The sequence below is a fragment of the Amycolatopsis sp. 3B14 genome, assembly GCF_050958625.1.
Classification (GTDB): domain Bacteria; phylum Actinomycetota; class Actinomycetes; order Mycobacteriales; family Pseudonocardiaceae; genus Amycolatopsis_E; species Amycolatopsis_E thermoflava.
In genome coordinates this window covers 167,333-186,979 of the sequence record NZ_JBHZEN010000008.1, presented here as the reverse complement: position 1 = coordinate 186,979, position 19,647 = coordinate 167,333, and the positions used below count along the sequence as shown (strand labels likewise).

Here is a 19,647-nt window from a genome sequence, read left to right as displayed (position 1 = left end):
TGGGTGTTCACTGATCTCAACAGAGAGCGCCGCTCTCGCCGAAGGGAGACCCAGATGGACCGCTACCTCAAGCCGGGCAAGGGCGACGGCGTCTTCAACGTGGCCGTGCAGTTCCTGACCAAGCTGGGCGTGAGCCTGGCAGGCAGCCGTGTGCTGCTGGTCCGCGGCCGCAAGTCGGGGGAGATCCGGTCGACGCCGGTGAACCTGCTGAAGGTCGGCGGGCAGCGCTACCTCGTCGCACCGCGCGGGCAGACGCAGTGGGTGCGCAACCTGCGCGCGGCGGGCGAGGGGCAGCTCCAGGTGGGGCGCCGGGTCGAGACGTTCCGGTTCGCCGAACTGGCCGACGAGGAGAAGCCGGTGATCCTGCGCGCCTACCTCAAGAAGTGGGCGTGGGAGGTCGGCCGGTTCTTCGAGGGCGTCGACCACCAGTCGCCGGACGAGGTGCTGCGCGGCATCGCGCCCGGTTTCCCGGTCTTCCGGATCACAGAAAGCGCTTGAGGTGCGCGAGCAGCGCCTCCGGTTGTTCCTCGGCGAGGAAGTGGCCGCACTCGGGCAGTCCCTCGCCCGTGACGTCCTCGGCGTACTCCCGCCAGATGTCCAAAGTGGGCAGTGAGCCGAGCAGTCCGGCCTGTCCCCACAACGCGAGCACCGGCATCGTGAGCTTGCGCCCGGCGTCGGCGTCGTCGTGTTCGGCGTCGTCCGGGAAGGACGCGCGGTAGTCGTCGAAACCGGCGCGCAGGGCGCCCGGGGCGGAGAACGCGCGGACGTACTCGGCGATCGCCTCCGGGTCGAGGCCCTGCCGCTGGTAGGTCCAGCGTTCGAAGAAGTACCCCAGATAGGCCGCGATGTCCTTGCCCGCCAGCAGTTCCGGCAGGTCGGGTTGCAGGTGGAACAGCCAGTGCCAGTAGCCGCGGCCGACACCGGCGTCGAGCCGCCGCCACATCTCGCGGGTCGGGATGATGTCGAGGACGGCCAGGCGCTCCACCTCGTCCGGGCGGTCCAGCGCCCACCGGTGCGCGACCCGTCCGCCGCGGTCGTGCCCGACCACGCTCGCCGACGCGAAGCCCAGCTCGTGCAGCAGTGCGGAGACGTCCGCGGCCATGGTGCGCTTGTCGAAGCCCGTCCGCGGCTTGTCGGTGAGCCCGTAGCCGCGCAGGTCCGGCGCGATGACGGTGCGCTCCCGCGCGAGCGTGTCGAAGATCCGGTGCCAGCAGTAGGAGGTCTGGGGCCAGCCGTGCAGCAGGACGACCGGTGGACCCTCGCCGGCCCGCCGGTAGTGCATGCGGATGCCGTTGACGGTCGCCATGTGCGAGTCCATGTTTCACCTTCCTAACCGGTTATGACGGTTAGAGTACGCTGGACGTGGTGAAGGCGCAGTGGGTTTTCGACGGTGGCCGCCCGTGTCTGGACCTGGTGAACACGCTCCGGGACCGGCACCGCGGCGGCCGTGAGCTGCTGACCTCGCCGTCCGCGCTGGTCGAGTGGCTGGTGCTCGCCGGTCTGCTGCCCCGGCCGGTGACCGCGTCGGCGGACTCGCTCGCGGCGGCGATCGCGCTGCGGGAAGCGGTCGACCGCGTCGCGCGGGGCGCGGGCCGGCCCGCCGATGTCCGCCTGCTGAACCGGCACGCGCGCAACGCGCCGGTGCCGCAGTTGCGTATCGACGGCAACGGCGTCGCGCACCGGCGGTTCGACGCGCCGGACCCCGTCGCAGGCGCGTTCGGCACGCTGGCGGTCGACGCGATCGACCTGGCGACCGGCGAGGCCGACGTCCGGATCTGCGCCTACGACGACTGCGGGCTGCGGTTCGCGGACACCTCGCCGAAGCGCAACCGTCAGTGGTGCTCCATGGCGCGCTGCGGAAACCGGGCGAAGGCACGCGCCCACTACGCCCGCACCCGCGGCCGTTGACGCTCCTCCATCCCTCCTTGTAGTTTGAAACGCACGTTTCAGAGAGGTGGTGGCGGATGGGTGCGCAACGGACCGCGCTGGTGACCGGTGGCGCCACCGGCATCGGCGCCGAGATCACCTCCCGGCTGGCGGCCGAGCGGATGACCGTCTTCGTGGTCCAGCGGACCGAAGAGGACGCGAGCGAAGGCCGGAAACTCTTCGCGGAGCACCCGTTCGCCGAGCTGATCCAGGTCGGCGCGCACGACCTCGCCACCGGCGGCGGCTGCCGGGACGCGGTGGCCGAGTGCGTGCGCCACTTCGGACGGCTCGACGTCCTGGTGAACAACGCCGGTATCAGCGGCTACGCGGCCTTCGGGCCGGTGGAAAGCGCGAGCGACGACCTGATCGACCGGATCGTCGACACCAACCTCAAGGCGCCGCTGCGCCTGGCCCGCGAGGCGTTCGCCCAGCTCGTCCTGAACCAGGGCGTGATCGTCAACATCAGCTCGATCGCGGAGTTCCAGGCCCAGCGCGACGTGCCGGCGTACGTGGCCAGCAAGGCCGGGCTCGGCGGCCTGACCAGGGCGCTGGCCTGCGACCTCGCCCGGACGGGGTCCGCGTGGTCGGCGTCGCACCGGGCGACATCGCCACCGGAACCAGCCGCAGCCCGGACTACACCGCCGCCGTCGGGCTGGTGAAGGAAACCCCGCTCGGCTTCGCCGGGGAACCGGCGGACGTCGCCGGCCTCGTGGCCTGGGTGGTCTCGTCCGAGGCCCGCTACGTCACCGGCACGACGATCGTCGTCGACGGCGGGCGCACCGCGTTCTGACGCGGCAACCGGCGGCGCCCCGCACCCAGGGACGCCGCCGGCCGGTCACCTCAGTGACCGCCCCCATGAGATGCCCCGGGGTGGACGTGGAACCGCGCCACCTCGGGCGGGTGCACGACGAACGGCCGCATCATGCCTTCGTCCTCGTGGTCGAGGATGTGGCAGTGGTACATGAACTCGCCGGTCGCCCCGGTGTGGTGCCCGGCCACGCTCACCCATTCGCCAGCCTGGATTTGGAACGTGTCCTTCCAGCCCTCTTCGTACTTCTCCAGCGGCCTGCCTGCACCGGGCACCGGCAGCGGCGCGGGCGTCCCGCCGGCGGCCGTGTCGAACCCGATCACGTTCCCGGCCGCGTCCAGCGGGTAGGCGCGGCGGGTCAGGACCTGGAACTCGGCCAGGTGGATGTGCATCGGGTGGGTCGGGCCGCCCAGGTTGACGAAGTTCCAGATCGCCCACCGGTCGTGGTCGATGAAGAACGTGGCGGTGTCGTCGAACAGGCTCGCCACCATCCGGAAGGTGCGCACCGCGCCGTCCGCGGCATCGGTGAGCTGGATGAACCCCTCGGCGGGGAACCGCGCAGGCAGCTCCGCCGGGTCGGTGACCTCCTGCAGTTCCCACATCTGCGGGTGCGGCTCGCCCGCGGTGCCGGGCGGGACCAGCGCGACGAAGACGTGGTCGTGGTCCTCCGGCACCGTCGTCCCGTGGTGCAGCCGCACGTACGACCGCGAAACGACCTCGGGCAGCGTGAACTGGTCGTGCCGTTCCCGGTTCTCGACCCGGAACTGCATGACGTCCGGCTCGGTCCGGTCGGCCAGCGTGTCTCGCAGGATCAGGTTCTGCCCCTGGTACCGGCTGAAGTCGATCAGCACGTCCGCGCGTTCCGCGGGCGCCAGCACCAGGCCCGCCGCCGGGAACGCGGCCGGCGCGGGCAGCAGACCGCCGTCGGTGCCGATGATCCGGACGCCGTCGTTGTTCACCGCGCCGGTCTCGTCGATGAGGTTGAGACGGTAGAACCGCGAGTTCGACGCGTTCAGCAGCCGGAACCGGTACCAGCGCGCGTCGACGTCGAGGTACGGCCAGATGACCCCGTTGACCAGCGTGAACGGCCCGGTGAACGGGATCGGCACCGTCGGCCCGTCGGGCCCGGCCGGCGTGATGAACGGGATCTTGAAGAGCAGCTGCCCGGTCAGCGCGCCGGTGGCCGGATCGGTGTCCAGGTTGCGGTCGGCGATGATCAGCGGGATCTCGCGGTCGCCCGCGGGCAGGCCGAGCGCGTCCTCCTCGCCGTCGCGGATCAGGTACATCCCGGAGAGCCCGGCGAACACGTTGAAGCGGGTCACCGCCATCGCGTGGTCGTGGTACCAGAGCGTGGCCGACTGCTGGCCGTTCGGGTACTCGGCGAGCTGGGACGCGCCGCGCAGCACCGCGTTGTGCGCCCAGCCGTCGTTGCCGCCGCCGGTGCGCGCGCCGTGGAGGTGCACCACGGTCCACGCGGGCAGCGCGGACACGCCGTCGATGATCTCGGCGCCCGGCTGCGGTGTGCCGTCCGGGTTGCGCCAGCCGGGTGTGCGCACCGGCGCGGTGATGTCGGCGAGTTCGGCGTGCTGCTGGACGGCGACCACCGGGATGGCGCCGTCGATGTCGTTGCTCCAGCTGACCCGCAACTGCTTGCCGCTGCGCACTTCCACCGTCGGGCCGGGGAACTGGCCCTCGTAGGCCCACACCTCGGTTTCCGGCAGCTGGCTGTGCAGCCGGACCCGCGAGCGGACCATGTTGACGGTGATTTCGTCCTGGTGCCACCAGGAGTGCGGCCGGATCAACGGCGGCACCCGCAGCGGGTCGGCGAACTTCGTGAGGCCGAATCCCGGCCCGGTGAGCGTCGCTCCTGGTTGCGTGATGACGTCGGTCATGAAGTCTTTCCCCCCAGAAAGCCCCCAGTTCGGCCGGACCATCCCGGCCCTTGCTGGAACAGAGGGCGCCGGGGGTCAGCTGGATACACGCTCCCGCGGTTTCGCCGGAACCGGCGCCGGAACCGCGACCGCGCGGGCGATCGTGATCAGCAGGCCGACGTCCGCGGCGAGCGCGAGCCGCTGGCTCAGCCCGACGGGCAGCACGCCCGGAACCAGGTAGCTCACCCCGAACAGCAGCACACCGCCGAGCGTCAGCAGCGTCAGCCGCACGACCGCGGGGTGGTTGCGCAGGCCGGCGGGCAGGGTCCAGCCCAGTGCGGCGAGGCTCAGGAACGCGGTGGCGCAGGCGTATTCGTGGATCTGCCCGCTCACCGGGTCGAACCTTTCCGGGTAGCTGGCGGGGAAGAACGCGGCCGCGACGAGCCCGGTGGACCAGGCCCAGAACAGCACCTGGGTGGTCCGGCTCAGCCGGTGGCCCGCCGCCTTGAGCGCGGCCAGCAGTGCGACGGACCCGACGGCGATCGCGATCATGCTCGCGCCGAGCAGGCCGACCCCGCCTTCGGCGAGCGCGTAACTGGACAGTGTGTCCGACACGGGGTTGCGGCCGCTGACCACGTGCAGGATGAAGGCGGTGAACAGTCCCCAGCCGATCGCCACGTTCGCCGCGAGCAGCCAGGGCCGGGCTCTTTCGGAAATCCCCATGGAAGCAGCTTTCCGCCGCGCGGCCCGCGGAAGATCCGGAGAAGTCCCCGATCTTTCCCCTAGGGTCGCCCGAACTCGACGAGCACCAGCGCCTGGTCGTCGTGGCGCTTGGCCCGCGGCCACCGCGTCCCGTCCGGATCGCCGTCCTCGGCCGCGCGGACGCTGTCGAGCACCGCGTCCACACCGCGGGCGCGGGCCAGCCGCAGGGCTTCGGGCCAGGTGAACAAGCCGTATTCGTCGACACCGCAGGACACCCCGTCGGTGGCGAGCAGGACGGCGTCCAGCGCGGCACGCGGCCAGCTGCGGGTCAGCGCGTGGTCCGCGGCCGACGGATCGGCTTCGGCGACCCAGAACCCGCCGGGCCGGTTGCGCAGCGCCCGCACGGCCTGCTGCGTCCGCAACCGCCCCGCACGGCGCAGGGTGGTCAGCCGGTCGTCGGCGAGCACGTCGGCCGACTGTCCAAAGGCGACGATCGGGCTGTCCGCCAGCACCAGGGCGTCCACCCGGTCGTCGTCCCAGCGCAGCATCGCCACGGTGCTGGACGGGGACGATCCGGGGCGCAGGCCGTGTTCCCTTGCCACAGTGGCGATCGCTCGTGCCAAAGCGGGACGGAGATCGCCGGGCAGTTCCCGTTCGAGCTGCGCCGCGAGGCGTTCGGCGTACCAGCCGCCGGAGGGCTGCTCCGGGTCGGCCGAAGTCGCGCCGTCGAGCACCGCGACGGCCCGGTCGAGCACCACGACGCGGTCCTCGGTGGGGCGCGGGCGGCCGTCGAGGCCGACGCCGGGCCGTTCGGCCACGTGGATCACCAGTCTGACCCTAGCCGTCAACCGTGGTTGACAGAGTGGTGGTGTCAACGTAGGTTGACGTCATGACGAAGGCAACCGATCTGGCCGCCCGCGCGGGCGACCGCGATCCCCAGGTCGGCCTGCGTGCCGTGGCCGCACTGCGGCGGCTGCTCGAACAGCTCGAAGCCGTGCAGGTGCGCAGCGCGCGGGCGCAGGGCTGGTCGTGGCAGGACATCGCGGCCGAGCTGGGCGTGAGCAGGCAGGCCGTGCACAAGAAGTACGGGAGGCAGTGATGTTCGAGAAGTTCACCGCGGACGCCCGCGAGGTGGTCGTCGAGGCGCAGCAGGACGCGATCCGCTTGGATTCGGAGCGGATCGACCCGCTGCACCTGCTGGTCGCGCTGCTGCACTTCCCGGAGAGCAAGGCCGCCCGCCTGCTGACCGGGTTCGGCGTGGCGCTGGACGACGTCGCCGCCGAAACCGCGCGCGTCCGCCGCCGGGGCGGGATCACCGAGGCCGACGCCGAAGCGCTCGGCGAGTTCGGCATCGACGTCGACGCGATCCTCGACCGCGTCGAGCAGGCGCACGGACCGAACGCGCTCGCCGGTGGCGCCGGTGGGCGGAAGCGGCGGCACATCCCGTTCGCCGACGAGTCGAAGAAGGTGCTCCAGGTGTGCCTGAAGGAGGTGATTTCGCTGGGGGGCAAGGAACTCGGGAGCGAGCACATCCTGCTCGCGCTCACCGCGCTGCGCGGACCCGCCGCCGACGTGCTCGCCAGGTTCGATGTGGACGCGCGGCGGGTCCGGCAGGCGCTAGCGTGACTCGCGCCAGGTGACGTGGGGGAGGAGCGCCTGCGTGAGGGGCCCGATCGCGAGCGCGTAGAGCACGGTGCCGGCGCCCACCGTGCCGCCGAGGAACCATCCCGCCGCCAGCACGGTGAGTTCGATGCAGGTGCGCACCGTCCGGACGGACCAGGTGTTGCGGGCGGCGAGCCCGGTCATCAGCCCGTCGCGCGGGCCGGGGCCGAGCCGGGCGCCGACGTACACCGCGGTCGCCACGGCGTTGAGCACGACCCCGCCGAGCAGCAGCGCGATCTGCCAGCCCAGCGCGTGCTGGTCGGGCAGGACGGCTCGCACCAGGTCGACGGTCACCGAGATGACCAGCACGTTCATCACGGTGCCAAGGCCGGGGCGCTGCCGGAGGGGGATCCACAGCGCGAGCACACCGACCGAGGCGATGGCGACGACGGTGCCGAAGCTGAGCCCGGTGCGTGCGGCCAGTCCCTCGTGCAGGACGTCCCACGGGGACAGGCCGAGCCCGGCGCGCGTCATCATCGCCATGCTCGTGCCGTAGAGGGCGAGACCGCCCATCAGCTGGGTGAGCCGGCGCGCGGGGCTGACGGAGACGCGCACCGGCCGAAGATCGATTGCAGTCACGGCGACCACTTTGCGGCCAGTTGGACTGGATAACCAGAGCCAATCCGCGATAATTGGCTGTCATGGACCCCATCGGCCGGATTTCGGCCCGCAGATTGGCCCTTGTGCTGGGCATGTGGCGTCGCAGTGGTTCGCGTCACGGGGCGGCGGACCTCGCGGCGGCGATCGAGCTGGGCGTGCTGGACGGCCAGTTGCCCGTCGGCACCCGGCTGCCTTCGGAGCGGGAGCTCGCCGAGGCGCTGGACGTCAGTCGCACCCTCGTGGCGGCCGCGCTGGACCGCCTGCGCGACGCGGGACTCGTGGCCAGCAGGCGGGGCGCGGGCTCGTGGATCACCAAGCCGCGGGGGAGGGCGCCGGAGCCCGTGTCGCCGGACGTGCCGCAGGCGATCGACCTCGTCCGGGCGGCGACGCCGGCGGCCCCGGGGGTGCTGGCCGCGGTCGACCGCGCCCGGCTGCTGCTGGTCGACGAGCTGGGGCGGCACGGCTACACCGGCACCGGCCTCCCGTCCCTGCGTGAGCGCATCGCCGCCCGGTACACCGCGCGCGGCCTGCCCACCTCGCCAGGGCAGATCCTGATCACCAACGGCGCGCACCACGCGTTCGTCCTGGTGCTGCGGATGCTGACCCACCCCGGCGACCGGGTGCTGGTGGAGCAGCCGACGTACCCGAACGCCCTGGACGCGATCCGCGCCGCGCACACGACGCCGGTGCCGGTGGCGCTCGGCGAGCACGGGTGGGACCTGGCGGGGGTGGAGGCCGCGGTGCGCCAGACCGCGCCCCGGCTCGCGTACCTGATCGTCGACTTCCACAACCCGACTGGCTACCGCCTCGACGCGTCCGGGCGGGCGGAACTGGGGGCGCTGCTGGCCCGCACGCAAACGCATGCGGTGGTGGACGAGACGTTCGTCGAGCTGGACCTGGAGGGTGATGACGGGCCGCCGCCGCTGGCCGCGTTCGCCGGGGACTGGGCGATCACGGTCGGCACGGTGTCCAAGTCGCACTGGGGCGGGCTGCGGATCGGCTGGATCCGGGCGCCGGAGGACCTGGTGACGCGCCTGACCTCGGCGCGGTTCGCGTCGGACCTGGGGTCGCCGGTGTTCGAGCAGCTGGTGCTGGCGGAGCTGTTCGACGCGGGCGACCCGGATCCGGCCGCGCGCCGGGCCGTCCTGCGTTCCCAGCGGGACGCGCTGACCGAGGCCCTGCGGCGGGAGCTGCCGGACTGGCGGTTCCGCGTGCCGTCCGGCGGCTTGTCGTTGTGGTGCCGCCTGCCGGAACCGATGAGCACCCGGCTCGCGATCGCCGCGGCCAACCACGGTGTGCAGATCACGCCCGGTTCGAGGTTCAGTGCCCAGGGCGGGCTGGAGCACTGGCTGCGGATCCCGTTCGCACAGCCGGCGGACCGCCTCGCCGACGCCGTCACGCGGCTGGCGCTGGCGGCCGCCTCGGTGCGCGTCCAGCCCGCCGACGATCTGCCGGTGGCGTGACGAGGTCCGGAAGAACAGCCGGTGCGCTGGTCGTCCGTCCGCCGCTCCAGGGAGGAAGTTCGGCGGAGACGTCCAGCGCACCGGCTGCGGGACGCCCGGCCCGGATCGCTCCGGGCCGGGCTCCACGGTGACCCGCCGGCACCGCCCCTCGACGTGCCGGCGGGTCATCGCGGCTAGGCGCGCATCGGGCTTCTGCTCGGCGCGGTGAGCGGAAGCTCTCGACACGTGCCCGGTGGGGCCCCGGCGTCGCGGGGGCATCGCGACGCCGGGACCAGCGCCCGATCCGGCCAGGCGCGGTTGGCCGGTCGGGAAGTCTGGGATTCGGCCCTCGGGCGGCAGAGGTGTGCCCCGGGTGGACCCGGTAGTTGATCTTGTTGTGGACGCGGGTCGCCTGTGTGAACGGGTTTCGCGTCAGTCGGGCGAGGTGGGCGGCAGGCCCGCTACCGTGCCCATACCCACGAAACCGCTGGTCAGCGCTCCCACGATCGGCTGAACCGGGTCGGCGGAGGCACGTGGGCCGAGGACGGCCAGCAGGTCGCGACCGCCGTTGCCGGGGTCGTGGGACACGGTGATGACGACACCGGGATCACCCGGGTCGGTGGGTGCCGGAGCCGGCGGGGCGTTGTCTGCGCGCGACGGGTCCGGAATGTTCTGGTCCTGAACCGGCGCCTCTGCCTGCTTGACGGCGGGAGCGTGGTGCGTGACGGCGTGCACGGGCGCGGGGGCCGGTTCGGCGGGGGCATGGGCGGGAGGTTCGGCCGGAGCCGGGGACGCGGGCGCCGGGTCGGTGACGGCCGGCTCGCTGTCCACCGCTCCGGTCTCGGCCGGTTCGGACCGGTCGGGTGTCCCGGGGGTGATCGTCTGGACGGTCTCGTCGACGATTCCGGTGATCGGCTGCGTCGCTTGGTCGGCCGTTTCGGTGACGGTCGTCAGTGTCGATTCCGCCGTGTCGGTGACGGCCGAAAGTGTGGTGTTCACCGTGTCGGTGACGACGTCGACGAGTCCGGTCACCGTGCCGAGGAGGTTCGGCTGCTGTTGCGTGGCGACGGTGTCCGGTTCGGACGGCGCCTCGTCGGCCGCGGCCGACGGCGCGCCCAGTACCGCGGTGAGCAGCCAGCCCGCGAGCACGAATCCGCCCGCGAGCAGCAGCTTGAGTTCGACCGGAAGTGGTCGCGCGGAGTGGCGCGCGCTGATCGCGTCGCGCATCGCCACCACCACCGTCCACGAACGACTACGGAAAGTTTCTCCCGGCCTGGTCATCAGGTGTGCTGATCCCAGCCTGATTTCTCCTGCCGGTGGCGAGTGTTTCACCTCGAAAGCGATCGATCCAGCCCCGTACGGCGGAACCCTGATTCCGCCTTCCGAGTGTCTGTTGGTTGGGTGATCACGCAACGTGTGCGTAGTTTTACTCAACTTCTCGCCTACCAGCGGTTTTCGGGAGCTTTCGCGCGGGCTGGGCCATCTGAATCGCGACCGGTGATCGCGAGGGGTGCAATGACCGAAATCGAACTGATCGAGTTGCTGGCCCGGGCGTGGCGCGGCGACCAGAGTGCGTGGTCCGCGTTGGTGCGCGGGTTGTCGGTGGTGGTGCTGCGCGTGGCGCGGGCGCACCGGCTCGGTGACGCCGACGCGTTCGACGTCTGTCAGAACACGTGGGTGTCGCTGGCGCAGCTGCGGGAGCTGCGGGAGCCGGCCCGCCTACCCGCCTGGCTGGCGACGACGGCCCGGCGGCAGGCGCTGAGGGTGCTGGAGTCGAGGCGGCGGGAGATCCCGGCGGAGTGCGACCGGGCCGACGAGCTCACCCCGGAGCGCCAAGTGCTGACCGGCGAACGGGACGCGCTGCTGCGCCGGGCGGTGGCCCAGCTACCGGCCCCCCAGAGGCGCCTGGTGGAACTCCTGATGCAAGACCCACCCGCGACGCACGCCGAAATAGCCGCCGAGCTGGGCATCGCGATCGGCAGCGTCGGCCCGACCCGCCGCCGAGCCCTCGACCGCCTCCGCCGCTACCTGGAAGCCCACGGCTACGACCACGCCTGAGCGCGGGCCCGAGCCGACTCGCTGGGCCCGAGCCGGCTCGCTGGGCCCGGCGGCGCACTGGACTCCGGCCGCCAGGTGCCGGAGCCCAGCGTTCAGCCGACCGGCTCTCCGGCTCCGGCTTCGCCGCGCTGGCTCCGGCTCTCCGGCTTCGGCTCGCTGGCTCGGCCGGCTCTCCGGCTTCGGCATTCTGGCCCGGCCGGCACTCCGGCTCCGGCACTCTGGCTCGGCCGGCACTCCGGCTCCGGCACTCCAGCTTCGCGCGCTGACTCGGCTGGCACTCCAGCTCCGGCGCGCTGGCCCGGCCAGCTCCCCGGCTCCGGCACTCCGGCTCCGGCGCGCTGGCCCGGCCGGCTCTCCGGCGTTTCGGTTTCGGACGCTCCGCCCTCCCGACGCTGCGGCGCTCTGACCTCAGGACGCTGCGGGCTCCCCGCACTGCGGGCTTCCGGCGCTACGGGTGCTGCTGCCTTCCGGTGCGCCCGGCTCTCCGGCTCTGGGCGCTGTCGCCATTCGGCGCTCTGGCTCCCGTGCGCTGAGGCCTCTGCGACCGCTCGGCGGGCTGGCTCTGGTGGCTGCCGCCTTTCGGCGCTCCCGCCTCTGGGCGCTGCTGCTTCCCGGCGGTGCCGCCACTCGGCGGGCCAGCTTTGGGCGTTGCCGCCGTTCGGCCCTCTGGCTCCGGGGCGCTGGGCCTCCCAGCGCTGCGGCCCTTCGCGGGCCGGCTCTGGGTGCTGCCGCCTTTCGGCGCTCCCGCCTCTGGGCGCTGCTGCTTCCCGGCGGTGCCGCCACTCGGCGGGCCGGCTTTGGGTGCTGCCGCCGTTCGGCGCTCCGGCTCCTGGATGCTGCGCCTCCTGGCAGTCCGGGTCTCGGTGTTGCAGCCCGACGCCCCAGCTCCCGGCACCGCAGCTCCCGGCGCTCCGGCCTCTCGGCTCAGGGGCCTCTCGGCTCTGCGCGCTGTGGCCTCCCGGCGCTGTGGCCTCCCGCTCTCCGGCTTCCCTGCGGCGGCCTCCCGGCGCTGCGGTGCCCTGCAACCTTCCGGTTGTGCGGGCCACCCAGCGCTCCAGCCTCCCGACCCCCAGCGCTCCAGCCGCCCGGCCTCGGTGCGCCATCAGCGCGCCCGGCCGCAACCTCGCGGTGCACCCACCCGCCTCCGATCGCACCAGGGCTCGCCTTTTCGCCCCCGGCCTCGGCGTTCGCGCCGATGCGCCGCCCCCGTTCCACCGAACCGCGGTCAGGCCAGCTTGTGCAGCCGCTCGATCGCCTCGTCCAGCACCTCGTCCCGCTTGCAGAACGCGAACCTCAGCACGTGCCGCCACTCCGCCGGGTTGTCGGTGAACACACTCACCGGCACGGCCGCCACCCCGACCCGCTCCGGAAGTTGCCACGCCAGTTCGGCGGCATCCGTGAAGCCCAGCGGCCGCACGTCCGCGCACACGAAGTACGTGCCGAGGCTCGGCCGCACCGCGAAGCCCGCCGCCGCGAGGCCCGCCGACAACCGGTCGCGTTTGGCCTCCAGCGAGGTGCGCAGCGACTCCACCCACGCCAGTTCGTGGTCGAGCGCGTGCGCGACGGCCGGCTGCAGCGGCCCGCCGGACACGAACGTCATGAACTGCTTCGCCGCCCGCACCGCGGCCACCAGTTCCGGGCTGCTGCACACCCAGCCGATCTTCCAGCCGGTGCAGTTGAACGTCTTGCCCGCGCTGGAGATCGACACCGTCCGGTCGCGCATCCCGGGGAACGCGGCCAGCGGCACATGCTCGGCGTCGTCGAAGACCAGGTGCTCGTACACCTCGTCGGTGACCGCGATCAGGTCTCGTTCGCGGCACAGGTCGGCGATCGCCGACAGCTCCTCGCGCGTGAAAACGGTTCCCGTCGGGTTGTGCGGCGAGTTCACCAGGATGGCCCGCGTCGCCGGGGTCACCGCGGCGCGCAGCGCGTCGAGGTCGAGCGCGAACCGCCCGTCCGCCCCCTCGACGAGCGAGACCACCCGCCGGGTCGCTCCCGCCATCGCGACCGCCGCCGCGTACGAGTCGTAGTACGGCTCGATCACGATGACCTCGTCGCCGGGCTCGGTCAGCGCCAGCAGCGCCGCGGAGATGGCTTCGGTGGCACCGGCGGTGACGAGGATCTCGTTGTCCGGGTCGTAGGACAGCCCGTAGCGGGCCCGGTGACGTGCGATCGCCGCCCGCAGCTCCGGCCGCCCTGGCCCCGGCGGGTACTGGTTCGCGCCGCCGAACAGCGCGTTCTTCGCGGCGTCGAGCATTCCGGACGGTCCATCGGTGTCCGGGAAGCCCTGGCCGAGGTTGACCGCTTCGGTGCGCACGGCGAGTGCGGTCATCTCCGCGAAGATGGTCGACGTGAACGGCCGCAGCCGGGGTACGAGAGCTGGTTCGCGCATAATGGCCGATCCTCACGGACAATGGGGTCGTGGAGCAACTGACCCCCGCTGACATCGGCCTTCCCCCGGTCCCGGACCAGGAGGGCAAGCGGCGGGCGCTGCGCCGGATGAAGCTGGTGGCGCTCGCCTTCCTGCTCGGCGCGACCGTGATCTTCGTGTTGACGACGTGGGCGCAGTCGGCAGGCTGGCCGGGCTGGGTCGGCTACGTGCGGGCCGCCGCCGAGGCCGGCATGGTCGGCGCGCTGGCGGACTGGTTCGCCGTGACCGCGCTGTTCCGGCGACCGCTCGGCTTGCCGATCCCGCACACGGCGATCATCCCCAGCAAGAAGAACATGATCGGCAGCAGCCTCGGCGAGTTCGTTGGCACGAACTTCCTGTCCGAGCAGGTGGTCCGCGACAAGCTGCAGCGCGTCCAGGTCTCCCGGCGGTTCGGCGAGTGGCTGGCCAAGCCGGAGAACGCCGAGCGGGTCACGTCCGAACTCGCCACCGTCGTGCGGGGTGTCGTGACGGTGCTCAAGGACGAGGACGTGCAGGCCGTCATGGAGCAGGCGGTGGTGCGGCGGGTCGTCGAGCAGCCGTGGGGCCCGCCGCTGGGCAAGCTGCTGGAGCAGGTCTTCGCCGACGGCGCGCACTACAAGCTCGTGGACCTGATGTGCGACCGCGCGTACGAGTGGGTGCGTGACAACCACGCGACCGTGCTGCGCGTGGTTTCCGACCGTGCCCCGAGCTGGTCGCCCAAGTTCGTCGACGCGATGCTGGCCGACAAGGTGTACGGCGAGGTGCTGTCGTTCGCGTGGGCCGTGAAGACCGACGTCAACCACCCGATGCGCTTGGCCCTGGACAAGTTCCTCGGCGAGTTCGCCCAGGACCTGCAGAACGACGCGGAGACCATGGCTCGCGCCGAGCAGGTCAAGCAGCAGATCCTCGACCACCCCGACGTGCAGAAGCTGATCGGGTCGGCGTGGAGCACCGCGAAGGGCATGCTGCTCAACGCGGCCGAGGACCCGTCCAGCGAGCTGCGCCGCCGGGTCCGCGAGGGCCTGCGACACCTGGGCGAGCGCCTGGTGTCCGATGAGGGCCTCGGCGGCAAGGTGGACGGTTGGGTCCAGGGCGCCGCTGCCTACGTGGTGCGCAACTACTCCACCGAGATCACCACCATCATCACCGACACGGTCGAGCGCTGGGACGCGGAGGAGACCTCGCGGAAGGTCGAGCTGCAGGTCGGCCGGGACCTCCAGTTCATCCGCATCAACGGCACCGTGGTCGGCGCGCTCGCCGGCCTGGTGATCTACACCGTGGCCCAGCTGCTGTTCTGACCCCATCGCGTTCCGAAGGTTCCGCCCCACGCGCACGCGCGACGCTGAGCAAAGCGGCCGTTGGTGGCATCCGAGCGCGTCCGGCTGCCGCCCCAGGGCTGTGGAGGCCTGACCGGCAGGCGGAACTGAACAGCAGGTGCCCCTAATCGTGTGGCGTTGCCGTTCGGCTAAGCGCTGACCTGCACCTTTCTGGGTTGTCCACAGGTGGACCAGTTGTCCACAGGCCTGCTGTGGGCAACTCCACTGGGTGTTCAGGCCCGGCGTTGGCGCCAGCTGCGCGCCTTCTCCCGGTTGCCACACACCTGCATGGAGCACCAGGTGCGTGAGCGGTTGCGGGACTCGTCGTAGAACGCCCAGCGGCAGTCGTCGGCCGGGCAGATCTTCACCCGCGCCCACTGCCCGAGCACCGCCAACCTGGCGGCCGCGGCCATCACGGCACCGACCGCGTCGTGCGTGACCAGAGCCGGCCCACCGGACGTCAGTTCGATCGTGACCGGTACCGCCAGTGGCGGCGGGTCCACGGTGTCGCCGACCGCAGCACGTAGGGCTGTGCGGGCGGACCGCGCCGCGGACACCGGGCTTGCTTCCAGCCCGCGTTCGTGACTCCAGGCGCGCCAGGTGGCTGCGTTCGTGAGCACATCAGTGTCGTCCTCCACGTCGAGGGTGTTGAGGAAATCCACCACGAGGGACACGTCCGTCGAGCTCACGTCACCAGTGTAAGCCGGACGGTGGTTGCGGACGTGTCGCGTAACTTGCATACTCCTTTCACTGGTTATTCGCCTGCTGGTCTTCGAATGCTGGGAGGAATCGCATGGGTGCCGTTCCGAAACTGGGCGCGATCGTTCTCGACTGCCCGGATCCGGTGGAACTGGCCGGGTTCTACGCGCGGTTGCTGGACCTGCCGCAGCCGAAAGCGGACGACGACAGCTGGGTGGATCTCGACGGTCTGGACGGAGTCCGGGTCTCCTTCCAGCGCGTCGAGTCCTACCGTGCGCCCGCGTGGCCGGGGCAGGATGTTCCGCAGCAGCTTCACCTCGACCTGGACGTCACGGATCTCGAAGCGGCTCACAGTCGCGCCTTGTCACTGGGGGCGAAAATGCTCGACCAGGCGTCGACGTTCCGGGTCTACGCCGATCCGGCCGGTCACCCGTTCTGTCTCTGTGCGTGCTGACCTCCTGAATATCTAGTCGAGGGGTTCTGTTGGACCGGGTGGCCGATCCGGTCCGTGTTCCCCGGGCCTCACCTCATCGCCGTCACGGAACACCAGTCCGGCTGGAGTCGTGTCGCACCTTCCGCCGAGAGGCGACCGCCGGATCGTCCGCTCGAACCCTCAGCCTGTGTCACCTCCGCTCACGCTGGGGGTTCTTGCTATACACGGGGTGTATAGACAGCGACTGTACACCGTGTGTATAGTCCTGTCCATGGCGATCGGACAAACACTTCTCGGCCTGCTCGAGGCGGGCCCGCGCCACGGCTACGAGCTCAAACGCGCCTACGACGCGCGTTTCGGGCATGACCGGCCGTTGCACTACGGGCAGGTGTACGCCACGCTGGCGCGTCTGCTCCGCAACGGGCTGGTGACCGAGAGCGGGGTCGAGCCGGGCGGTGGTCCGGAGCGCAAGAGCTACGCGATCACCGATGCCGGGATCACCGACGTCGAGCAGTGGCTGAGCACTCCGGAGAAGCCGGAGGCGTACCTGCAGAACACCCTGTACACCAAGGTCGTGCTCGCGTTGATGTCCGGCCGGGACGCGGCGACGGTGCTCGACACCCAGCGCGCCGCGCACCTGAAGGTCATGCGCGAGCTGACCCGCCGCAAGGCTGAGGGCGACCTCGCGGACACGCTGATCTGCGACCACGCGCTGTTCCACCTGGAAGCGGACCTGCGCTGGCTCGAACTGACCGCGGCCCGTCTCGACGAGCTCGCCCGGCAGGTGCGGGCATGAGCCTGCTCAGCGCCACCGGGCTGCGCAAGTCGTTCGGGCCCACCGAGGCGCTGCGGGGCGCCGACTTCGAGATCGACGCGGGGGAGATCGTCGCGGTGATGGGACCGTCCGGGTCCGGCAAGTCCACGCTCCTGCACTGCCTGGCCGGGATCATGCCGCCGGACGACGGCCAGGTCGTCTACCGCGAGCGCGACCTCGCAAGCCTGTCCGACGCAGACCGGTCTTCGTTGCGCCGCAGCGAGTTCGGATTCGTCTTCCAGTTCGGGCAGCTCGTTCCCGAGCTGTCGTGCCTGGAGAACGTCGCGCTGCCGCTGCGTCTGGGCGGGATGAAGCGCAAACCGGCCGAGGCGTCGGCGCGGACGGCTCTCGACCGGTTCGAGCTCGGCGACCTCGCCGGCAAGCGGCCCGGTGAGCTGTCCGGCGGCCAGGGGCAGCGGGTGGCGATCGCACGGGCCTTGATCACCACGCCGAAGGTCGTCTTCGCCGACGAGCCGACGGGAGCGCTGGACTCCCTCAACGGCGAACGCGTGATGCGCCTGCTCGTGGCGGCGGCGAAGGAGCTGAGCACCGCGGTAGTGCTGGTCACGCACGACGTTCGGGTCGCGGCGTACTCCGACCGCGAGGTCATCGTCCGGGACGGCCGGACACCGGAGCGGGTGGCCGTTCCGTGAGCTGGCTCAACGACTTCGCACTGGGCTTCCGGCTGGCCGTCGGGGGCGGCCGGACGTTCCGTGCCAACTTGCCCCGCCTGGTGCTGACCACGATCGGCATCGGTCTGTCGGTGGCGATGCTCCTGCTGCTCGCGAGCACCACCAAAGCCTTGGGCGAGCGGAGCGATCGCATCGCCGGGCGCGAACCGGCGACCGTGGACGGGCCCGCGTCGCTGTACCTGTCCTCCGACGTCACCCCGGTGGGAGACCGGACGTTGACGATCACCTGGCTGGAACCTGTCGGCCCGGATGCGCCGGTTCCGCCCGGTCTGGGCACGCTTCCGCAAGCCGATGAAGCAGTGCTGTCGCCGGCGCTCGCGGAGCGGCTCGCGGTGGATCCGTTGCTGCAGCAGCGGTTCCCAGGGCGGGTGGTCGGTGCCATCGCGCCGGACGGGCTCGCCGGGCCGGACGAGTTGTTCGCCTACGTCGGCGCCACCGGCATCCGAGCCGCGAACGGGGGAGTCGCGGTCGCCGGTTTCGGGGCGGACCCGGCACCGGACGCCTCGTCCCCGCAGCTGATCTTCCTGCTGATGGTCGGCGTCGTCGTGCTGCTCATCCCGATGCTCGTCCTGCTCAGCGCCGCGGGTCGGATCGGCGGTGCGGAGCGCGAGCGCCGGCTGTCCACGCTCCGCCTCGCGGGCGCGCGACGCGGGCAGGTGCACCGGATCGCCGCCGGTGAGTCACTGGCCGGCGCCTTGGCCGGCGGTGCGCTGGGTGTGGCCATCTACCTCGCGGTGCGCGGGTCGGCCGCGGGGCTGGAGTTCGAAGGGATCACCGTCTTCCGCCCGGACTTCGTGCCGGGCTGGCCACTGGGGGTGGTGGTGGCCCTGCTCGTCCCCGTGCTCGCGGTCGGACCGGCGTGGTTCGGGTTGAGGCGGCTCGTCGTCGAACCGCTCGCGGTGCTGCGCAACGCGAAGCCGGAGCGCAGACGGCTGTGGTGGCGGCTGGTCCTGATCGCGCTCGGCGTCGTGCTGCTGCTGCCGGACAAGCTCCTGGGGGTGTCGTCCCGTCCGGGTAGCACCCTGCCGTTCCTGCTCGCCGGGTCGACGTTGCTGCTGATCGGCGTGCCCGCGATCATGCCCTGGATCACCGACTTCGTGGTGCGGCGGATCCGGGGCGGGAGCCCGGCGTGGCAACTGGCCGTCCGACGGCTGCAGCTCGACAGCGGCACGCCGAACCGTGTCGTGGCAGGAGTGGTGGTCGTGCTGGCCGGGGTCATCACGCTGCAGACGATGATCGGTTCGGCCGCCGCGGACGCGGATCGCCCTCGGGTCGCCACCGGCGCCGGGAATCTCAGCGTCACCGACAATGCCGAAGCGGAGGCGATGCGCCTGCTCGACGGGACGCCCGGGCTGGTCGGCGCGTACCCGATCCAACGTCTGGCGGCGAGCCCCGGGACCGGCAGACCGGTGGAGTTGCTGGTCGCGCCGTGTCCGGTGCTGGAGCACCTCTTCGGAACATCTGGGTGTGTCGACGGTGCCGTGTACGTCGTGGCCGGGGCGGGCGTCCAGCCGGGTTCGACCATGAGGGTGGACGACGTGCGGTTCACGGTTCCCGCGGATGCGGCGACCGCCTCTCCCGGTGCCGCGGGCGTCGCCCACGGTGTCGGTCTGGCCGTCACACCGTCGGCCGCGAGCGCGCAGCACCTGCCCGGCGGCGGGCGGATGATCGAGCTCCTGCTCGCTCCAGGCGAGCCGGGTGCAATGGACCGGATCAGGGCCGCGCTCGGCCCGCTCGGGTGGCAGGCGACGGCTTACAGCGAAGACGAGTACTACGGCGGGGGAGACGATTTCCTGACCGCGGTCAACGGCCTGCTCTACACCGGCGGACTGCTGGGACTCGTCATCGCGGCGGCCAGTCTGCTGGTGCTGCTGGCCGGGCAGCTGAGCGAACGGCGGAGGGCCTTCGCGGCGATGCACGCGTCCGGTGTGCCGCTGCCGGTCCTGGGACGGTCACTGCTCTGGCAGAACGCGATTCCGCTGGTGTTCGGGGTCGTGGTCGCTGTGGCGGTGGCGATCGGCACCGGCGCCCTCCTCGTGCGGCTGCTGGGCGCGGACATCAGCCTGCACGTGGACGTGGGCTTCATCGGTGTCGCCGCCGTGACGGCGGTGGCCCTGGTATTCGCGGTGACCGGCGCGGCATTGCCCGCGCTCCGGGCGGTCACCAGAGTGGAGGCGCTGCGAGCGGAATGACGAGCTCCGGGCGGGAACCCGG

Annotated in this window: 19 protein-coding genes and 1 pseudogene; 12 read left to right on the top strand and 8 right to left on the bottom strand. The window is 71.8% G+C overall.

The annotated features are described in order from the left end of the window. The first annotated feature begins 54 nt into the window (after positions 1 to 54). Positions 55 to 498 carry a nitroreductase family deazaflavin-dependent oxidoreductase gene (locus ACCP09_RS05950; protein ID WP_027932832.1) on the top strand — a complete coding sequence of 148 codons (444 nt, stop codon included), beginning with the start codon at positions 55 to 57 and terminating at the stop codon, positions 496 to 498. On the opposite strand, the gene ACCP09_RS05945 is transcribed toward ACCP09_RS05950, so the two are convergent. Beyond that, positions 482 to 1,318: an alpha/beta fold hydrolase gene (locus ACCP09_RS05945; RefSeq protein ID WP_433743687.1), complete on the bottom strand. Its 837-nt coding sequence runs from the start codon at positions 1,316 to 1,318 to the stop codon at positions 482 to 484. The two genes, ACCP09_RS05950 and ACCP09_RS05945, sit on opposite strands and share 17 nt — an antisense overlap. A gap of 44 nt (positions 1,319 to 1,362) precedes the next feature. Here ACCP09_RS05945 and ACCP09_RS05940 point away from each other — a divergent pair, with 44 nt between their 5' ends. Together ACCP09_RS05940 and ACCP09_RS05935 are read left to right on the top strand one after the other, a co-directional pair. Continuing rightward, positions 1,363 to 1,908: a CGNR zinc finger domain-containing protein gene (locus ACCP09_RS05940; protein WP_378333786.1), complete on the top strand. Its 546-nt coding sequence runs from the start codon at positions 1,363 to 1,365 to the stop codon at positions 1,906 to 1,908. Positions 1,909 to 1,964: 56 nt separating this feature from the next. Then, a pseudogene (locus ACCP09_RS05935) lies at positions 1,965 to 2,716 on the top strand (SDR family NAD(P)-dependent oxidoreductase). Between the two features lie 50 nt (positions 2,717 to 2,766). On the opposite strand, the gene ACCP09_RS05930 reads toward ACCP09_RS05935, so the two are convergent. The 3 genes from ACCP09_RS05930 to ACCP09_RS05920 all read right to left on the bottom strand — a co-directional run bounded on the left by ACCP09_RS05930 (position 2,767) and on the right by ACCP09_RS05920 (position 6,134). Then, positions 2,767 to 4,626: a multicopper oxidase family protein gene (locus ACCP09_RS05930; protein WP_433743683.1), complete on the bottom strand. Its 1,860-nt coding sequence runs from the start codon at positions 4,624 to 4,626 to the stop codon at positions 2,767 to 2,769. Positions 4,627 to 4,701: 75 nt separating this feature from the next. Further along, positions 4,702 to 5,328: a DUF998 domain-containing protein gene (locus ACCP09_RS05925; protein ID WP_378362591.1), complete on the bottom strand. Its 627-nt coding sequence runs from the start codon at positions 5,326 to 5,328 to the stop codon at positions 4,702 to 4,704. A 59-nt stretch (positions 5,329 to 5,387) separates the two neighbouring features. Further along, positions 5,388 to 6,134: a hypothetical protein gene (locus ACCP09_RS05920; RefSeq protein ID WP_433743680.1), complete on the bottom strand. Its 747-nt coding sequence runs from the start codon at positions 6,132 to 6,134 to the stop codon at positions 5,388 to 5,390. Positions 6,135 to 6,196: 62 nt separating this feature from the next. On the opposite strand from ACCP09_RS05920, the gene ACCP09_RS05915 reads away from it, so the two are divergent. Together ACCP09_RS05915 and ACCP09_RS05910 are read left to right on the top strand one after the other, a co-directional pair. Next, complete coding sequence (locus ACCP09_RS05915) at positions 6,197 to 6,406, top strand: helix-turn-helix domain-containing protein (protein ID WP_020419540.1); 210 nt, start codon at positions 6,197 to 6,199, stop codon at positions 6,404 to 6,406. Next, entirely contained in the window at positions 6,406 to 6,933 is a 528-nt protein-coding gene (locus ACCP09_RS05910) for a Clp protease N-terminal domain-containing protein (RefSeq protein WP_017986344.1), read from the top strand. Before ACCP09_RS05915 ends, ACCP09_RS05910 begins: the two co-directional genes overlap by 1 nt. On the opposite strand, the gene ACCP09_RS05905 is transcribed toward ACCP09_RS05910, so the two are convergent. Next, entirely contained in the window at positions 6,925 to 7,548 is a 624-nt protein-coding gene (locus ACCP09_RS05905; protein ID WP_167499040.1) for a YczE/YyaS/YitT family protein, read from the bottom strand. The genes ACCP09_RS05910 and ACCP09_RS05905 overlap by 9 nt on opposite strands. Before the next feature lie 62 nt (positions 7,549 to 7,610). Here ACCP09_RS05905 and ACCP09_RS05900 point away from each other — a divergent pair, with 62 nt between their 5' ends. Beyond that, complete coding sequence (locus tag ACCP09_RS05900) at positions 7,611 to 9,032, top strand: PLP-dependent aminotransferase family protein (protein ID WP_433743675.1); 1,422 nt, start codon at positions 7,611 to 7,613, stop codon at positions 9,030 to 9,032. A 411-nt stretch (positions 9,033 to 9,443) separates the two neighbouring features. On the opposite strand, the gene ACCP09_RS05895 is transcribed toward ACCP09_RS05900, so the two are convergent. Beyond that, the gene (locus ACCP09_RS05895; protein ID WP_433743672.1) at positions 9,444 to 10,238 is read right to left on the bottom strand and encodes a hypothetical protein; all 795 of its coding nucleotides are present in this window, start codon (positions 10,236 to 10,238) and stop codon (positions 9,444 to 9,446) included. 288 nt (positions 10,239 to 10,526) lie between these two features. Between ACCP09_RS05895 and ACCP09_RS05890 the strand changes: the two genes are divergently transcribed. Continuing rightward, a complete protein-coding gene (locus ACCP09_RS05890; protein WP_027932824.1) occupies positions 10,527 to 11,069 on the top strand; it encodes an RNA polymerase sigma factor in 543 nt (180 codons plus the stop codon). A 1,225-nt stretch (positions 11,070 to 12,294) separates the two neighbouring features. Here ACCP09_RS05890 and ACCP09_RS05885 read toward each other — a convergent pair. Beyond that, positions 12,295 to 13,461 carry a pyridoxal phosphate-dependent aminotransferase gene (locus tag ACCP09_RS05885; protein ID WP_433743669.1) on the bottom strand — a complete coding sequence of 389 codons (1,167 nt, stop codon included), beginning with the start codon at positions 13,459 to 13,461 and terminating at the stop codon, positions 12,295 to 12,297. A 29-nt stretch (positions 13,462 to 13,490) separates the two neighbouring features. Here ACCP09_RS05885 and ACCP09_RS05880 point away from each other — a divergent pair, with 29 nt between their 5' ends. Further along, a complete protein-coding gene (locus tag ACCP09_RS05880; protein ID WP_433743666.1) occupies positions 13,491 to 14,777 on the top strand; it encodes a DUF445 domain-containing protein in 1,287 nt (428 codons plus the stop codon). Between the two features lie 251 nt (positions 14,778 to 15,028). Here ACCP09_RS05880 and ACCP09_RS05875 read toward each other — a convergent pair whose 3' ends face one another. After that, positions 15,029 to 15,484 carry a CGNR zinc finger domain-containing protein gene (locus tag ACCP09_RS05875; RefSeq protein ID WP_123684131.1) on the bottom strand — a complete coding sequence of 152 codons (456 nt, stop codon included), beginning with the start codon at positions 15,482 to 15,484 and terminating at the stop codon, positions 15,029 to 15,031. A 104-nt stretch (positions 15,485 to 15,588) separates the two neighbouring features. Between ACCP09_RS05875 and ACCP09_RS05870 the strand changes: the two genes are divergently transcribed. The 4 genes from ACCP09_RS05870 to ACCP09_RS05855 all read left to right on the top strand — a co-directional run bounded on the left by ACCP09_RS05870 (position 15,589) and on the right by ACCP09_RS05855 (position 19,625). Beyond that, positions 15,589 to 15,948 carry a VOC family protein gene (locus ACCP09_RS05870; protein ID WP_027932820.1) on the top strand — a complete coding sequence of 120 codons (360 nt, stop codon included), beginning with the start codon at positions 15,589 to 15,591 and terminating at the stop codon, positions 15,946 to 15,948. Positions 15,949 to 16,198: 250 nt separating this feature from the next. Continuing rightward, on the top strand, positions 16,199 to 16,723 hold the full coding sequence (locus ACCP09_RS05865) for a PadR family transcriptional regulator (protein WP_027932819.1): 525 nt from the start codon (positions 16,199 to 16,201) through the stop codon (positions 16,721 to 16,723). Further along, positions 16,720 to 17,394, top strand: a complete 675-nt coding sequence (locus tag ACCP09_RS05860; protein ID WP_378333797.1) for an ABC transporter ATP-binding protein — start codon at positions 16,720 to 16,722, stop codon at positions 17,392 to 17,394. The genes ACCP09_RS05865 and ACCP09_RS05860 overlap by 4 nt, the downstream gene beginning before the upstream one ends. Continuing rightward, positions 17,391 to 19,625: an FtsX-like permease family protein gene (locus tag ACCP09_RS05855; RefSeq protein WP_433743660.1), complete on the top strand. Its 2,235-nt coding sequence runs from the start codon at positions 17,391 to 17,393 to the stop codon at positions 19,623 to 19,625. Before ACCP09_RS05860 ends, ACCP09_RS05855 begins: the two co-directional genes overlap by 4 nt. Positions 19,626 to 19,647: the final 22 nt, after the last annotated feature.